We start from the raw sequence: 15,296 nt of genomic DNA, 5'->3' as shown, positions 1-15,296 counted from the left end.
GCCGCGCGGCCCGGCACCGCGCGTCACTACGCGTCGTACACGTCCGCCTTGCGCGGGGCCGGCTCCTGGATCAGGCCGTTCATGATCGAGGAGCGGTTGGTGAAGGCCGAGGTGTCCACGCCGTTCTCGTCGAGCACCCTGAAGGCCGCCGCGTGCACCGCGCGCAGGACCGGGGCCACCGTGCGCAGGGCGTCGTCCGCCATGAAGCGGTGGCGCCACATCGAGCCCGCCCAGACGTGGCGCAGGCCGAAGGGCTCGGGCAGGACCAGCTTGCCGCCGAAGTAGTCCAGCATCGGCGGGTACCAGGTCAGGGGCGCGCGCACGGCGAGGCGTACGACCTCGCGCGCGTCCACGAGCGGCAGCGGGCGCTCGACCGTCTCCCAGAACCGGATGGACTTGGGGACCTCGACCACCGGCGGCTTGGACTTGGTGGTGAACAGGCCGTGCACCGGGCCGAGGGCGTGCGCGGTGACGTCCACGCGCAGCGTCTTGTAGAGCACGGTGACCGTGACCAGCATCGTGATCACGAGCTGGCCGTCCCAGAGCGGCCACTGGATGCCCAGGTAGTGCCGGTTGCCGGCGCTGAACTGCTGCTCGTTGCAGATCCGGGTGATCTCGTGCGGCTTGATCTGGAAGGTGTCCACGTCCTCGCCGCCGGGCCGGGCCACCTCGGCCGCGCCCTCGCCGACGGGGGTGACGATCCAGTGCCGGATCGAGGCGGGCGGGAAGCCGCCGGTGTGCAGGGGGCCGCGCTCCAGCTTGCGCAGCTCGGTGTCGATCGCGCGTATGACGTCCCAGCTGCGGAACGGGTGGATCTCGTGGCCCTCGGTCTTGGGGGTCAGCTCCTCCGCCATCTGCCAGCTGCCCCAGCGGGTGCCCATGCCGAGGATGCCCTTGGGGCCGGCGTAGAAGACGGAGTTGCTGTGGTCCTCGGCGGTGAGCTTCGCCAGCTGGTGGCGCAGGTCCTCGCGGGCCTTCTCGTCCGGGTTGCCGGGGACCGCCTCCGGGATCTTGGCGGTGACCACGCCACCGCCGCCGAGCAGGCCGTCCCAGCGGGAGCGCAGGTCGGCGGCGGTCCGCTCGCAGGTCCGGCGGGCGCCGTACCAGCCGAGGACGGGGGCGACGATGGAGCCGAGCAGGTAGAGCTCCAGCAGGCCGCTGCCGGGCTGGCGGTAGGCCACCCGGTAGAGGAGGACGGCGGCCACGAGCGCGACGCCGACCAGCAGGGCGGTGCCGACCCAGGTGTTCTTCCTGCCCTCGCCCTTGGCCAGGGTCTCGCGCAGCTGGAAGAGGCCCAGCCACATGAGCAGGCCGGGCAGGAAGAGCACCCCGCAGACCAGCATGAGCAGGCGCAGCCGGCGGTCGCGTTCCCGGCGGATGCGGGAGGCGGCCAGGCAGTGCTCCACGACCGTCTGCGGGTCGGCGCCGAAGGACTGGATGAGCGGCTTGCGGCCCGCGCCGAGGGTGCGGGCCTCCACGGCGCGGCAGAAGGCCTCGCCGAGGTTGGGCCGGAGAAGGGCGATCTTCGGGTCCTTCACCGAGGCCGGGTGGTTCTCGCTGTTGGCCGTCAGGATGTCCTTGAGCTCGGTGTCCCCGCCGCCGTCGCGGTACGCGGCGGAGGCGAGCGCGTTGGTGGCGGCGGTCTGTCCGCCGCCGCCCTGCAGAGGGATCTGTGCTCCGGGCCTGAAGTCGAAACCGTCGTCCGCCACCGCTGCCCCCATCGCCGTGCCACTGTGCTCTTTGCCGGTCGTGCTGTCGTGCTCGTCGTGCTGTTGTGCTGTCGTGCTGGTCGTGCCGTCGTGCCGGTCGCGCTCCGTCGTGGCCCCTTGACCTCCCCGTCGCGCCCGAAGAGCCTAACGGGGTACTCGGCCCCATGGTCATGGGACAGGGAAATACCGCCCACCGCAAGCGGGTTGGGTGGGCGGTGGCCGGAGTGCGATGTGACGCTATGTCACCAGGCTTCCCTTCTACGCCTGTTCGCGCACCTTGTCCGCCAGCTGCGGGGGCATCGGCTCGTGCCGGGCGTAGCCGCGGCTGAACCGGCCCGTGCCGTGGGACACCGAGCGCAGGTCGACGGCGTAGCGGCCGATCTCGATCTCCGGCACCTCGGCGCGGACCCGGGTGCGTCCCGGTTCGGCCTGTTCGGTGCCGACGACGCGGCCCCGGCGGCCGGCCAGGTCGCTCATGACGGGGCCCACGTACTCGTCGGGGACGACGACGTCGAGTTCGGCGACCGGTTCCAGCAGGTGGACCGGGACCTGTGCGGCGGCCTCGCGCAGGGCCAGGGCGCCGGCCGTCTGGAAGGCGGCGTCGGAGGAGTCCACGGAGTGCGCCTTGCCGTCGAGCAGGGTGACGCGCACGTCGACCAGCGGGTAGCCGGCCGCGACGCCGCGGGCGGCCTGGGCCCGTACGCCCTTCTCCACGGAGGGGATGAACGAGCGGGGCACGGCGCCGCCGACCACCTTGTCGACGAACTCGATGCCGCTGCCGGGCGGCAGCGGTTCCACCTCGATCTCGCAGATGGCGAACTGGCCGTGGCCGCCGGACTGCTTGACGTGCCGGCCGCGCCCGGCCGCCTTGGCGCCGAAGGTCTCGCGGAGGCTGACCTTGTGGGGGACGGGGTCGACCTGGACCCCGTAGCGGGTGCGCAGCCGTTCCAGGGCCACGTCCTGGTGGGCCTCGCCGAGGGACCACAGGACGAGCTGGTGGGTGTGCGGGTTCTGCTCCAGGCGCATCGTGGGGTCCTCGGCGACCAGCCGGGCCAGGCCCTGGGAGAGCTTGTCCTCGTCGGCCTTGCTGTGTGCCTCGATGGCGAGGGGGAGCAGCGGCTCGGGCATGGCCCAGGGCTCCATCAGCAGCGGGGCGTCCTTGGCGGAGAGGGTGTCGCCGGTCTCGGCGCGGGTGAGTTTGGCCACGCAGGCGAGGTCCCCGGCGATGCAGGTGCCGAGGGTGCGCTGCTGTTTGCCGAAGGGGGAGGTGAGGGCGCCGATCCGCTCGTCCGCTTCGTGCAGGTGCCGGTCCTCGTGGTCCCGGTCCTCCGTGCCGTGCCCCGAGACGTGGACGGTCTCCTCGGGGCGCAGGGTGCCGGAGAAGACGCGGACGAGGGAGACGCGGCCGACGTAGGGGTCGGAGGAGGTCTTGACGACCTCGGCGAGCAGGGGTCCGGCGGGGTCGCAGACCACGTCGGGGCGCGGGCTGCCGTCGGGGGCGGTGACGGTGAGGGGCGCGCGTTCGGCGGGGGTGGGGAAGCCGCCGGTGATCAGTTCGAGGAGCTCGACGGTGCCCAGGCCCTGGCGGGCGCCGTCGGCGGCCGGGGCGGCCATCAGGACGGGGTGGAAGGTGCCGCGGGCCACGGCCCGCTCCAGGTCGTCGATGAGGGTCTTGAGGTCGATGTCCTCGCCGCCGAGGTAGCGGTCCATGAGGGTCTCGTCCTCGCTCTCGGCGATGATCCCCTCGATGAGGCGGGAGCGGGCGCCGTCGATGACGGCGAGCTCGTCGGGGTCCGGGTCGCGTTCGGCGCGTTCGCCGGAGGTGTAGTCGTGGACGCGCCGCGAGAGCAGGCCGAGCAGGCCGGTGACGGGGGCGTGGCCGTCGGGGCCGGGGGAGCCGTAGCGGGGGAGGTAGAGGGGGATCACGGCGTCCGGGTCGTCGGCGCCGAAGATCTCGCCGCACACGGAGGCCATCTGGGAGTAATCGGAGCGGGCTGCCTCCAAATGGGTGACGACGATGGCGCGCGGCATGCCGACGGCCTCGCACTCGTCCCACACCATCCGGGTCGCGCCGTCGATCCCGTCGGCGGCGGAGACGACGAAGAGGGCCGCGTCGGCGGCGCGCAGGCCGGCCCGCAGCTCCCCGACGAAGTCGGCGTATCCGGGGGTGTCCAGGATATTGATCTTGATTCCGGCCCATTCGACCGGGACCAGGGAGAGCTGGACGGAGCGCTGGCGGCGCTGCTCGATCTCGTCGTAGTCCGAGACGGTGCCCCCGTCCTCGACCCGTCCGGCGCGGTTCACGGCCCCCGCGGTCAGGGCCAGGGCTTCGACCAGGGTGGTCTTTCCGGCGCCGCTGTGGCCGACCAGCACGACGTTGCGTACGGAGTCGGGGCGGTCGGCCGTCAGTGCCCTGCCGGCGGCCCCGGCTTGGTGTGATGTGGGTCCCATGATGCTCGTGCCTCCCGGTGTCGCGGTGAAGGAGGGTGATCGGGGTTCTTCGAGCTTTGCACCGGCGTCACACTGCGTCCATACGTCGTACCGGTCACGGACGGCGGCGTGAAGGGGCACCCGGCAGGGGACGGCCGAAGGATTGCGCCCGGCGAACCGGAGGGTGCGGGGCGCCCCGCACCCGGCGTGCTGGCTACGATGGGCCAGCCGGTGGCCGTGGTGGCCGCGCGGCCCAGCGACCCTCCGGGAAGGCCATGCTGAACAAGTACGCGCGTGCGTTCTTCACGCGTGTTCTCACGCCGTTCGCCGCATTTCTCCTCCGTCGGGGGGTGAGCCCCGACGCGGTCACGCTGGTCGGCACCGCCGGCGTGGTGGCGGGGGCGCTGGTCTTCTTCCCCCGGGGCGAGTTCTTCTGGGGCACGATCACCATCACCCTCTTCGTCTTCTCCGACCTGGTGGACGGGAACATGGCCCGCCAGGCCGGGGTCTCCAGCCGCTGGGGCGCGTTCCTCGACTCCACCCTCGACCGGGTGGCCGACGCGGCGATCTTCGGCGGCCTCGCGCTCTGGTACGCGGGCTCCGGGAACGACAACGTGCTGTGCGCGGTGGCGATCTTCTGCCTGGCCAGCGGCCAGGTGGTCTCGTACACCAAGGCCCGCGGCGAGGCGATCGGCCTGCCGGTCGCCGTCAACGGGCTCGTCGAGCGCGCCGAGCGCCTGGTGATCTCCCTGGTCGCGGCCGGTCTGTCCGGGCTCCAGACCTTCGGCGTCCCGTCGTGGATCGGGGTCCTGCTGCCCGTCGCCCTGTGGCTGGTGGCGGCGGGCTCGCTCGTCACGCTGGTCCAGAGGGTGGTCACCGTACGCCGTGAGGCCGCCGAGGCCGACGCGGCGGCCCCCGCCGAGGGCGGTGCGGCCTGATGGGGGCGGGCAGGGACAAACTGGTCGACGGGCTCTACGGGCTCGGCTGGGCGGGCGTCAAGAAGCTGCCCGAGCCGGCCGCGAGGGCCCTCGGCCGGAAGATCGCGGACGTGGCCTGGAAGCGGCGCGGCAAGAGCGTGCTGCGCCTGGAGTCCAACCTCGCCCGGGTGGTGCCCGACGCGGGCCCGGAGCGGCTGCGGGCCCTCTCGCAGGCGGGCATGCGCTCGTACATGCGCTACTGGATGGAGTCCTTCCGGCTGCCCGCCATGGACCCCCGGCGGTTCGGTACGGACGTCGCCATAAAGGACGACCACATCCTGCGCGAGGCCCTCGCCTCCGGCCGCGGGGTGATCGTGGCCCTGCCGCACCTGGCCAACTGGGACCTGGCCGGAGCCTGGGTCACCGGCCACGTCGGCGTGCCCTTCACCACGGTCGCCGAGCGGCTCAAGCCCGAGTCCCTCTACGACCGCTTCGTCGCCTACCGGCAGAGCCTGGGCATGGAGGTCCTGCCGCACTCCGGCGGGGCCGCCTTCGGCACCCTCGCGCGCCGGCTGCGCTCCGGCGGGCTGATCTGCCTGGTCGCCGACCGGGACCTGTCGTCCTCCGGCGTCGAGGTGGACTTCTTCGGCGCCACCGCCCGGATGCCCGCCGGGCCCGCGCTGCTGGCGCAGCAGACCGGGGCGGCGCTGCTGCCGGTCACCCTGTACTACGGGGACGCCCCGAAGATGTACGGCCGGATCCACCCCGAGGTGGAGGTGCCCGGCGACGGGACCCGGGCCGAGAAGACCGCCGCCATGACCCAGGCGGTGGCCGACGCCTTCGCCTCGGGGATCGCCGAGCACCCGGAGGACTGGCACATGCTCCAGCGCTTGTGGCTCGACGACCTGGAGGAGCGCCCGTAGTGAAGATCGGCATCGTCTGCCCGTACTCCTGGGACGTACCGGGCGGCGTCCAGTTCCACATCCGCGACCTGGCCGAACACCTGATCCGCAGCGGCCACGAGGTGTCGGTCCTGGCCCCCGCCGACGACGAGACCCCCCTGCCGCCGTACGTGGTCTCCGCCGGGCGGGCCGTGCCGGTGCCCTACAACGGGTCGGTCGCCCGCCTGAACTTCGGCTTCCTGTCGGCCGCCCGGGTGCGGCGCTGGCTGCACGAGGGGGTCTTCGACGTCATCCACATCCACGAGCCGGCCTCCCCCTCGCTCGGCCTGCTGTCCTGCTGGGCGGCGCAGGGGCCCATCGTGGCCACGTTCCACACCTCCAACCCCCGCTCCCGGGCGATGATCGCGGCCTACCCGATCCTCCAGCCCGCGCTGGAGAAGATCAGCGCGCGGATCGCGGTCAGCGAGTACGCCCGGCGCACCCTCGTCGAGCACCTCGGCGGGGACGCCGTCGTCATCCCCAACGGCGTCGACGTGGACTTCTTCGCCGAGGCCGACCCCAAGCCCGAGTGGGGCGGGCAGACCCTCGGTTTCATCGGCCGCATCGACGAGCCCCGCAAGGGCCTGCCGGTGCTCATGGCCGCCTTCCCGCGGATCGTCGCCGAGTGCCCGGACGTACGGCTCCTCGTGGCGGGCCGCGGCGACGAGGAGGAGGCCGTCGCCTCGCTCCCGGCCGAACTGCGCTCGCGCGTGGAGTTCCTCGGCATGGTCTCCGACGAGGACAAGGCCCGGCTGCTGCGCAGCGTCGACGTGTACGTGGCCCCCAACACCGGCGGCGAGAGCTTCGGGATCATCCTGGTCGAGGCCCTGTCCGCCGGTGCGGCCGTCCTCGCCTCCGACCTCGACGCCTTCGCCCAGGTACTGGACCAGGGCGCGGCCGGCGAGCTGTTCGCCAACGAGGACGCCGACTCGCTGGCGGCCGCGGCGGTCGCCCTGCTGCGCGACCCGGCCCGGCGCGCGGAACTGAGCGCCCGCGGCTCGGCGCACGTACGCCGCTTCGACTGGTCGACGGTCGGCGCGGACATCCTGGCCGTCTACGAGACCGTCACCGCCGGCGCGGCGGCGGTGGCCGCCGACGAACGCGTCCCGCTCCGCACCCGCCTCGGCTTCTCCCGGGAGGGTTAGACCCGGGCTGGACCACCGGGGTGACCGGCGGAACGGGCGGGCGGCACGCCGGAGCCGGTAGTGTCGCCGCCCGTGATCGAAAACCTTGTCTGGATCGCGCTGGCGCTCGGCGCCGTCGGGGTCTACCTCAGCTGGACCGCCGGGCGGCTGGACCGGCTGCACACCCGGATGGACGCCGCCCGCGCCGCCCTGGACGCGCAGCTGGTGCGGCGCGCCTCCGTCGTCCTGGAGGTGGCCACCTCCGGGGCGCTCGACCCCGCCTCCTCGCTCGTGCTGTACGAGGCCGCGCACGCCGCCCGGCAGGCCGAGGAGGAGCACCGCGAGGTCGCCGAGAGCGAGCTCAGCCAGGCGCTGCGCGCGGTCTTCGCCGACGCCGACCAGGTCGAGGTCCTCAAGAGCGCCCCCGGAGGCGTGGCGGCGGCCGAGGAGCTGGCCGCGGCGGTGCGCCGGGTCCCCATGGCCCGGCGCTTCCTCAACGACGCCGTCCGGGCCGCCCGCGCCCTGCGCAGGCACCGCAAGGTCCGCTGGTTCCGGCTGGCCGGGCACGCGCCGTTCCCGCTCGCCTTCGAGATGGACGACGAACCCCCGGCCGACCTCGCGGACCGCCCGGCCTAGACGGGGCGGGAGGGGGCGCGGAAGGCCGTGGGATTGGTCCGATCGGGGTCCACCAGCGCCGCCGGGGACAAAACAAGGAGCCACCGGCTCCATATTGGCCCTTGTAGTGGACTGGTCGGTGGGGTTGTCTCTGCCGAGTAGTACCCCGTCTTCCCTTCCAGTGAGGTCAACCGTGAGCACGCTTCCCACCTCTCCCCAGTCCGCTGAGTCGGCCATCGGCACCTCCCGCGTCAAGCGCGGCATGGCCGAGCAGCTCAAGGGCGGCGTGATCATGGACGTGGTCAACGCCGAGCAGGCGAAGATCGCCGAGGACGCCGGCGCCGTGGCCGTCATGGCCCTGGAGCGGGTTCCGGCCGACATCCGCAAGGACGGCGGCGTGGCCCGCATGTCGGACCCGAACATGATCGAGGAGATCATCGAGGCCGTCTCCATCCCGGTCATGGCCAAGTCCCGCATCGGCCACTTCGTCGAGGCCCAGGTGCTCCAGTCCCTCGGCGTCGACTACATCGACGAGTCCGAGGTCCTGACCCCGGCCGACGAGATCAACCACTCCGACAAGTGGGCCTTCACCACCCCCTTCGTCTGTGGCGCCACCAACCTGGGCGAGGCCCTGCGCCGCATCGCCGAGGGCGCGGCCATGATCCGCTCGAAGGGCGAGGCCGGCACCGGCAACGTCGTCGAGGCCGTCCGCCACCTGCGCCAGATCAAGAACGAGATCGCCCAGCTGCGCGGCTACGACAACAACGAGCTGTACGCCGCCGCCAAGGAGCTGCGCGCCCCGTACGAGCTCGTCAAGGAGGTCGCCGAGCTCGGCAAGCTCCCCGTCGTCCTGTTCTCCGCCGGTGGCGTCGCCACCCCGGCCGACGCCGCGCTGATGCGCCAGCTCGGCGCCGAGGGCGTCTTCGTCGGCTCCGGCATCTTCAAGTCCGGCGACCCGGCCAAGCGCGCCGCCGCCATCGTGAAGGCCACCACCTTCTTCGACGACCCGAAGGTCATCGCGGACGCGTCCCGCAACCTGGGCGAGGCCATGGTCGGCATCAACTGCGACACCCTCCCCGAGACCGAGCGCTACGCCAACCGCGGCTGGTAAGGCACCCCACGATGAACAACCCCCCCGTGATCGGTGTCCTGGCCCTCCAGGGCGACGTACGGGAGCACCTGATCGCCCTGGCCGCGGCGGACGCCGTGGCCAGGCCGGTCCGGCGTCCCGAGGAGCTCGCCGAGGTCGACGCCCTGGTGATCCCCGGCGGCGAGTCCACGACCATGTCGAAGCTCGCGGTCCTGTTCGGCATGCTGGAGCCGCTGCGCGAGCGCGTCCGCGCCGGCATGCCCGTGTACGGCACCTGCGCCGGCATGATCATGCTGGCCGACAAGCTGCTCGACGGCCGTGACGACCAGGAGACGCTCGGCGGCATCGACATGATCGTCCGCCGCAACGCCTTCGGCCGCCAGAACGAGTCCTTCGAAGCGAAGATCGACTTCTCGGGCATAGCGGGCGGCCCCGTCGAGGGTGTCTTCATCCGCGCCCCCTGGGTCGAGTCGGTCGGCGCCTCCGCCGAGGTCCTCGCCACGTACGACGGCCACACGGTCGCCGTCCGGCAGGGCAACGTCCTCGCGACCTCGTTCCACCCGGAGCTGACCGGCGACGACCGCGTCCACGCGTACTTCGTCGACATGGTGCGCGCGGCGCTGTAATCAGGTCCCGGTAGGATCTGAGGTGAACACTGTTGGTTACGCGAAGGAGACAGGCGGATGTCCGGCCACTCTAAATGGGCTACGACGAAGCACAAGAAGGCCGTGATCGATGCCAAGCGCGGCAAGCTCTTCGCGAAGCTGATCAAGAACATCGAGGTCGCGGCCCGTATGGGCGGTGCCGACATCGACGGCAACCCGACGCTGTTCGACGCCGTTCAGAAGGCCAAGAAGCAGTCGGTCCCGAACAAGAACATCGACTCCGCGGTCAAGCGCGGCGGCGGCCTGGAGGCCGGCGGCGCCGACTACGAGACGATCATGTACGAGGGTTACGGCCCGAACGGTGTCGCGGTGCTCATCGAGTGCCTCACCGACAACCGCAACCGCGCCGCCTCCGACGTCCGCGTCGCCATGACCCGCAACGGCGGCTCGATGGCCGACCCGGGCTCGGTCTCGTACCTGTTCAACCGCAAGGGCGTCATCCTGCTGCCCAAGGCCGAGCTCTCCGAGGACGACGTGCTCGGCGCGGTCCTGGACGCCGGTGCCGAAGAGGTCAACGACAACGGCGACACCTGGGAGATCATCAGCGAGGCCACCGACCTGGTCGCGGTCCGCACCGCGCTCCAGGAGGCCGGCATCGACTACGACTCCGCCGACTCCAGCTTCGTCCCGACCATGCAGGTCGAGCTCGACGAAGAGGGCGCGCGCAAGATCTTCAAGCTGATCGACGCGCTGGAGGACAGCGACGACGTGCAGAACGTCTTCGCCAACTTCGACGTCTCGGACGAGGTCATGGAGAAGGTCGACGCCTAGTCGGCCTCACTCGCCCTGTGACGGCGGGCCGGCGGGAGACACCCCGTCGGCCCGCCGTCGCATTGTCAGTGGGGGCGGATAGCCTGCACGGACAGGTGAGCGGTGACCGGAAGAGGGGGCGCGGTGCGCGTACTGGGTGTGGACCCGGGGCTGACGCGGTGCGGTGTCGGCGTGGTCGAGGGCGTCGCCGGACGGCCCCTGACCATGATCGGCGTGGGGGTCGTACGGACCCCCGCGGACGCCGAGCTCGGGCACCGGCTCGTCGCGATTGAGCGCGGCATCGAGGAGTGGCTCGACGAGCACCGGCCGGAATTCGTCGCCGTGGAGCGGGTGTTCAGCCAGCACAACGTCCGCACCGTGATGGGCACCGCCCAGGCCAGCGCCGTCGCCATGCTGTGCGCGGCGCGCCGCGGGATACCCGTCGCGCTGCACACCCCCAGCGAGGTCAAGGCCGCCGTCACCGGCAGCGGCCGGGCCGACAAGGCGCAGGTCGGGGCCATGGTCACCCGGCTGCTGCGGCTCGCCGAACCGCCCAGGCCGGCCGATGCCGCCGACGCGCTGGCCCTCGCCATCTGCCACATCTGGCGGGCCCCCGCCCACAACCGCCTCCAGCAGGCGGTAGCCCAGCACGCCTCCGCCTTGAAAGGCCGTACCAGATGATCGCCTTCGTCAGCGGCCCGGTCGCCGCGCTCACCCCCACCCTGGCCGTGGTCGAGGTCGGGGGAGTGGGCATGGCCGTGCAGTGCACCCCGAACACCCTCGCGGGCCTGCGCGTCGGCGAACCGGCCCGGCTGGCCACGTCCCTGGTGGTCCGTGAGGACTCCCTGACCCTCTACGGCTTCGCCGACGACGACGAACGCCAGGTCTTCGAGCTCCTCCAGACCGCGAGCGGGGTCGGCCCCCGGGTGGCGCAGGCGATGCTCGGGGTGCACAGCCCGGACGCCCTGCGGGCCGCCTTCGCGGCGGGGGACGCCAAGGCCCTGACGGCCGTGCCGGGCATCGGGCCGAAGGGCGCGCAGAAGCTGCTGCTGGAGCTGAAGGGCAAGCTGGGGGCGCCCGCCGCGCCGGTGGTCGGCGCCCAGCGGGCGGCCGCGTCGGCGCCCGCGCCCTGGACCGAGCAGCTCACGGCCGCGCTGATCGGGCTCGGGTACGCGTCGCGGGAGGCGGAGGACGCCGTCGCCGCCGTCACCCCCCAGGCGGAGGCGGCCATCGCCGCCGGGGGCCCGGCCCCCGTCCCGCAGCTCCTCCGAGCGGCCCTCCAGTCCCTGAACCGGGCCCGCTGACCCCGGGTCCCGCCGCGCGGGACCCTCGCCCCGCGTGGCGGGACCCCCGCACAGACCACCGCAATGACCTGGAAGGCAGACCGGCAGCGTGAACTGGGACGACGAGAGCACCACCCCCGAGCCCGACCGGCTGGTCGCGGCGGCGGCCGACGGGGAGGACACCGCCGTCGAGGCGGCCCTGCGCCCCAAGGACCTCGGCGAGTTCGTCGGCCAGGAGAAGGTCCGCCAGCAGCTGGACCTCGTGCTGAAGGCAGCCCGCCAGCGCGGCGCCACCGCCGACCACGTCCTGCTCTCCGGCGCGCCCGGCCTCGGCAAGACCACCCTCTCCATGATCATCGCGGCGGAGATGGGCGCGCCCATCCGGATCACCTCCGGCCCCGCCATCCAGCACGCCGGCGACCTCGCCGCGATCCTCTCCTCCCTCCAGGAGGGCGAGGTCCTCTTCCTCGACGAGATCCACCGCATGTCCCGGCCCGCCGAGGAGATGCTGTACATGGCCATGGAGGACTTCCGCGTCGACGTGATCGTCGGCAAGGGCCCCGGCGCGACCGCGATCCCCCTGGAGCTGCCCCCGTTCACCCTCGTCGGGGCGACGACCCGGGCCGGCCTCCTGCCCCCGCCGCTGCGGGACCGTTTCGGTTTCACCGGGCACATGGAGTTCTACGCCCCCGAGGAGCTGGAACGCGTCATCCACCGCTCGGCCCGCCTCCTCGACGTGGAGATCGACACCGCCGGCGCCGCCGAGATCGCCGGCCGCTCCCGCGGCACCCCGCGCATCGCCAACCGCCTGCTGCGCCGCGTCCGCGACTACGCCCAGGTCCGGGCCGACGGGGTGATCACCCGCGAGGTGGCCGCCACGGCCCTCCAGGTGTACGAGGTGGACGCGCGCGGGCTGGACCGGCTGGACCGGGCCGTGCTGGAGGCCCTGCTCAAGCTGTTCGGCGGCGGTCCCGTCGGGCTGTCCACCCTCGCCGTGGCCGTGGGGGAGGAGCGGGAGACGGTCGAGGAGGTCGCCGAGCCGTTCCTGGTGCGGGAGGGCCTGCTGGCCCGTACCCCCCGGGGCCGGGTCGCGACCCCCGCCGCATGGGCTCACCTGGGACTTGTTCCCCCGCAGCGCGAGGCCGGCGGATCAAGCGGACAACAGGGCCTGTTCGGGGCCTGACGGCGCGGAGGTTCGACCGGTCAGGAACTGCGGTGCCATGCTGGGCGTTGTTCCATCGGTGCGGACTCGCCTAGACTCCGCCGATGCCGACCCTTCGGGTCGGCGTGCCCACCCCCGTAGAAAAAGGCCGTCTCCCGTGCGGTCGTGCGAAGGATCTCCGTCCCGTGAATCTCGTGACACTCCTCCCGTTCATCGTGCTCATCGGGGCGATGTTCCTGATGACCCGCTCCGCCAAGAAGAAGCAGCAGCAGGCCGCGCAGATGCGCGACCACATGACGGCCGGCACCGGCGTCCGCACCATCGGCGGCATGTACGCCACGGTCAAGGAGATCGGTGACGACACCGTCACCCTCGAGGTGGCCCCCGGCGTTCACGCGATCTACGCGAAGAACGCCATCGGCGCCGTGCTCGAGGACGACGAGTACAACCGCATCGTCCACGGCGCCACGGCGGAGGGCCTGACCGTCCCGGACGACGCCTCCTCGCTGACGGACTCCGAGTCCCCGAAGACGGACCTGTCGAAGGACTCCGGCCCGGAGGACGCCCCCAAGCTCGACCTGAACAAGGACGACGAGCCGAAGGACGGCAAGACCGACGGCGAGGCCGGCGCCAAGTAGCGCCGGCCGGGGACCCCGGCGGCGCCCGACCGGCTGCCGCCGGGGACCCCGTACCGAACTTCTGCGGGGGGCAGGGGTCCCCACCACACATTTCGTGGCCGTCCGCGCGCTGACCCGGCGCGGGACGGTTGGACAGGGAGATACGACAAGGTGGCAGCACCGAAGAAGGGCCGGCGGCCCACGGGGGCTCAGGGGAGGCCCGGGCGAGCCCTGGCCCTCATCCTGATCGCGATGGTGGCGCTCACCACGGGGATGTTCCTCTCTCATCAGACGACCCCTCGCCTGGGCATCGACCTCGCGGGCGGTACGAGCATCACGCTCAAGGCGAAGAGCGAGCCCGGCAAGCCGGACGCGGTCAACGAGACCAACATGAACACCGCGGTCGGCATCATCGAGCGCCGTGTCAACGGTCTCGGCGTCTCGGAGGCCGAGGTCCAGACCCAGGGCCGCGACCACATCATCGTGAACATCCCCAAGGGGACGAACGAGCAGCAGGCGCGCGAGCAGGTCGGCACCACCGCCCAGCTCTACTTCCGCCCCGTGCTCGCCTTCGCGGACGGCGCCCCCGCCGCCCCCGAGACCAAGCCGAGCGGCTCCCCGAGCCCCTCCGCGAGCGGTTCCGGCGCCCCGAAGGCCGAAGGCGGCACCAAGCCGTCCGCGTCGGCCACCCCGTCGTCCAGCGCCACTTCCCAGGGCCGCGTGCTCAGCGAGGCCCTCAAGGCCCCGGGCACCCCCACTCCCTCGCCCTCGGCGAGCGAGTCGAAGAAGGCAGACGACAACAAGGCCACGCCGTCCGCCCAGGCCTCCGGTTCGCCCTCGGCCCCGGCCCCCGTGCCGACCCCGCCGGCCGACCCGGCCGTCGCCGGGCTCCAGGCCAAGTTCGCGGCGCTGAACTGCACCAACGAGGAGCAGCGGGCCGCCGCGGGCAAGGGCGTCAAGCCCGAGGACCCGATGATCGCCTGTGGCAAGCGCGGCGCCCAGTGGGGCAAGTGGATCCTCGGTCCCGCCCAGGTCGCCGGCACGGACGTGAAGGACGCCAAGGGCGTCATCGACCAGCAGCGCGGTCAGTGGATCGTCACCATGCAGTTCACCGACAAGGGCGCCGACAAGTTCGCCAAGATCACCGGTGAGCTCGCCACCAAGACGCCCCCGCAGAACCAGTTCGCGATCGTCCTCGACGGCGAGGTCATCTCCGACCCCTCCGTCAGCCAGGCGCTGACCGGCGGCAACGCCGAGATCTCCGGCGGCTTCACCCAGCAGTCCGCGCAGGACCTGGGCAACATGCTCTCGTACGGCGCCCTGCCCCTGTCCTTCCAGGAGGACAGCGTCACCACCGTCACCGCCGCGCTCGGCGGGGAGCAGCTGAAGGCCGGCCTGATCGCCGGTGCCATCGGCCTGGCCCTGGTCGTGATCTACCTGCTGGTCTACTACCGCGGCCTGGCCTTCATCGCGATCGTCAGCCTCATGGTGTCCGCGGTCCTCACGTACACGATCATGGCGCTGCTGGGCAAGGGCATCGGCTTCGCCCTGAACCTGCCCGCCGTCTGCGGCGCGATCGTGGCCATCGGCATCACCGCGGACTCGTTCATCGTGTACTTCGAGCGCATCCGCGACGAGATCCGCGAGGGCCGCACGCTGCGTCCGGCCGTCGAGCGGGCCTGGCCGCGCGCCCGGCGCACGATCCTGGTCTCCGACTTCGTGTCGTTCCTCGCCGCCGCGGTGCTCTTCATCGTCACCGTCGGCAAGGTCCAGGGCTTCGCCTTCACGCTGGGTCTGACCACCCTGCTCGACGTGGTCGTGGTGTTCCTGTTCACCAAGCCCGTCATGACGCTGCTGGCGCGGACGAAGTTCTTCTCCAGCGGTCACCCGTGGTCCGGGCTGGACCCGAAGCGGCTCGGCGCCAAGCCCCCGCTGCGGCGCTCCCGCCGTACCGGCCCCGTCCCCGCCCCCGTCGACGCAAAGGAGGCGTGAG

General features: G+C 72.3%; 14 protein-coding genes. 12 read left to right on the top strand and 2 right to left on the bottom strand.

The window, feature by feature from the left end:
• Window positions 1-26: 26 nt before the first annotated feature.
• Window positions 27-1,709 (bottom strand): AbeC-like domain-containing protein, encoded by a 1,683-nt coding sequence (locus ABT403_RS17010; protein ID WP_344159290.1) that lies wholly within the window; start codon window positions 1,707-1,709, stop codon window positions 27-29.
• Between the two features lie 258 nt (window positions 1,710-1,967).
• Window positions 1,968-4,160, bottom strand: coding sequence for an elongation factor G-like protein EF-G2 (locus ABT403_RS17005; RefSeq protein WP_344159293.1), 2,193 nt, complete (start codon window positions 4,158-4,160; stop codon window positions 1,968-1,970).
• A gap of 254 nt (window positions 4,161-4,414) precedes the next feature.
• Here ABT403_RS17005 and pgsA point away from each other — a divergent pair, with 254 nt between their 5' ends.
• The 12 genes from pgsA to secD all read left to right on the top strand — a co-directional run bounded on the left by pgsA (window position 4,415) and on the right by secD (window position 15,295).
• Window positions 4,415-5,077, top strand: coding sequence for a phosphatidylinositol phosphate synthase (gene pgsA / locus ABT403_RS17000; protein ID WP_344159296.1), 663 nt, complete (start codon window positions 4,415-4,417; stop codon window positions 5,075-5,077).
• Window positions 5,077-5,979 (top strand): phosphatidylinositol mannoside acyltransferase, encoded by a 903-nt coding sequence (locus ABT403_RS16995; RefSeq protein ID WP_344159299.1) that lies wholly within the window; start codon window positions 5,077-5,079, stop codon window positions 5,977-5,979. The genes pgsA and ABT403_RS16995 overlap by 1 nt, the downstream gene beginning before the upstream one ends.
• Window positions 5,979-7,142 (top strand): glycosyltransferase family 4 protein, encoded by a 1,164-nt coding sequence (locus tag ABT403_RS16990; RefSeq protein ID WP_344159302.1) that lies wholly within the window; start codon window positions 5,979-5,981, stop codon window positions 7,140-7,142. Before ABT403_RS16995 ends, ABT403_RS16990 begins: the two co-directional genes overlap by 1 nt.
• 72 nt (window positions 7,143-7,214) lie before the next feature.
• On the top strand, window positions 7,215-7,757 hold the full coding sequence (locus tag ABT403_RS16985) for a LemA family protein (RefSeq protein WP_344159305.1): 543 nt from the start codon (window positions 7,215-7,217) through the stop codon (window positions 7,755-7,757).
• A 172-nt stretch (window positions 7,758-7,929) separates the two neighbouring features.
• Complete coding sequence (pdxS, locus tag ABT403_RS16980; RefSeq protein ID WP_042812448.1) at window positions 7,930-8,847, top strand: pyridoxal 5'-phosphate synthase lyase subunit PdxS; 918 nt, start codon at window positions 7,930-7,932, stop codon at window positions 8,845-8,847.
• Window positions 8,848-8,858: 11 nt separating this feature from the next.
• Complete coding sequence (gene pdxT, locus ABT403_RS16975; protein WP_344159310.1) at window positions 8,859-9,452, top strand: pyridoxal 5'-phosphate synthase glutaminase subunit PdxT; 594 nt, start codon at window positions 8,859-8,861, stop codon at window positions 9,450-9,452.
• A gap of 57 nt (window positions 9,453-9,509) precedes the next feature.
• The gene (locus ABT403_RS16970; protein WP_042812451.1) at window positions 9,510-10,262 is read left to right on the top strand and encodes a YebC/PmpR family DNA-binding transcriptional regulator; all 753 of its coding nucleotides are present in this window, start codon (window positions 9,510-9,512) and stop codon (window positions 10,260-10,262) included.
• Window positions 10,263-10,385: 123 nt separating this feature from the next.
• Window positions 10,386-10,922 carry a crossover junction endodeoxyribonuclease RuvC gene (gene ruvC, locus ABT403_RS16965; protein ID WP_344159316.1) on the top strand — a complete coding sequence of 179 codons (537 nt, stop codon included), beginning with the start codon at window positions 10,386-10,388 and terminating at the stop codon, window positions 10,920-10,922.
• The gene (gene ruvA, locus ABT403_RS16960) at window positions 10,919-11,545 is read left to right on the top strand and encodes a Holliday junction branch migration protein RuvA (protein WP_344159319.1); all 627 of its coding nucleotides are present in this window, start codon (window positions 10,919-10,921) and stop codon (window positions 11,543-11,545) included. The genes ruvC and ruvA overlap by 4 nt, the downstream gene beginning before the upstream one ends.
• An 88-nt stretch (window positions 11,546-11,633) precedes the next feature.
• A complete protein-coding gene (gene ruvB / locus ABT403_RS16955; RefSeq protein WP_344159323.1) occupies window positions 11,634-12,707 on the top strand; it encodes a Holliday junction branch migration DNA helicase RuvB in 1,074 nt (357 codons plus the stop codon).
• A 164-nt stretch (window positions 12,708-12,871) separates the two neighbouring features.
• Window positions 12,872-13,324: a preprotein translocase subunit YajC gene (yajC, locus tag ABT403_RS16950; protein WP_344159326.1), complete on the top strand. Its 453-nt coding sequence runs from the start codon at window positions 12,872-12,874 to the stop codon at window positions 13,322-13,324.
• A 150-nt stretch (window positions 13,325-13,474) separates the two neighbouring features.
• Entirely contained in the window at window positions 13,475-15,295 is a 1,821-nt protein-coding gene (gene secD / locus ABT403_RS16945) for a protein translocase subunit SecD (protein WP_344159329.1), read from the top strand.
• The last annotated feature ends 1 nt before the right edge of the window (window position 15,296 follow it).

Origin of the sequence: Streptomyces sp. NPDC000075 (genome assembly GCF_040301925.1) — a bacterium.
In the GTDB taxonomy this organism is placed as follows: Bacteria; Actinomycetota; Actinomycetes; order Streptomycetales; family Streptomycetaceae; genus Streptomyces; species Streptomyces polychromogenes.
The sequence above is the reverse complement of the archived record's forward strand: the minus strand, read 5'-3'. Positions and strand labels throughout refer to the sequence as shown.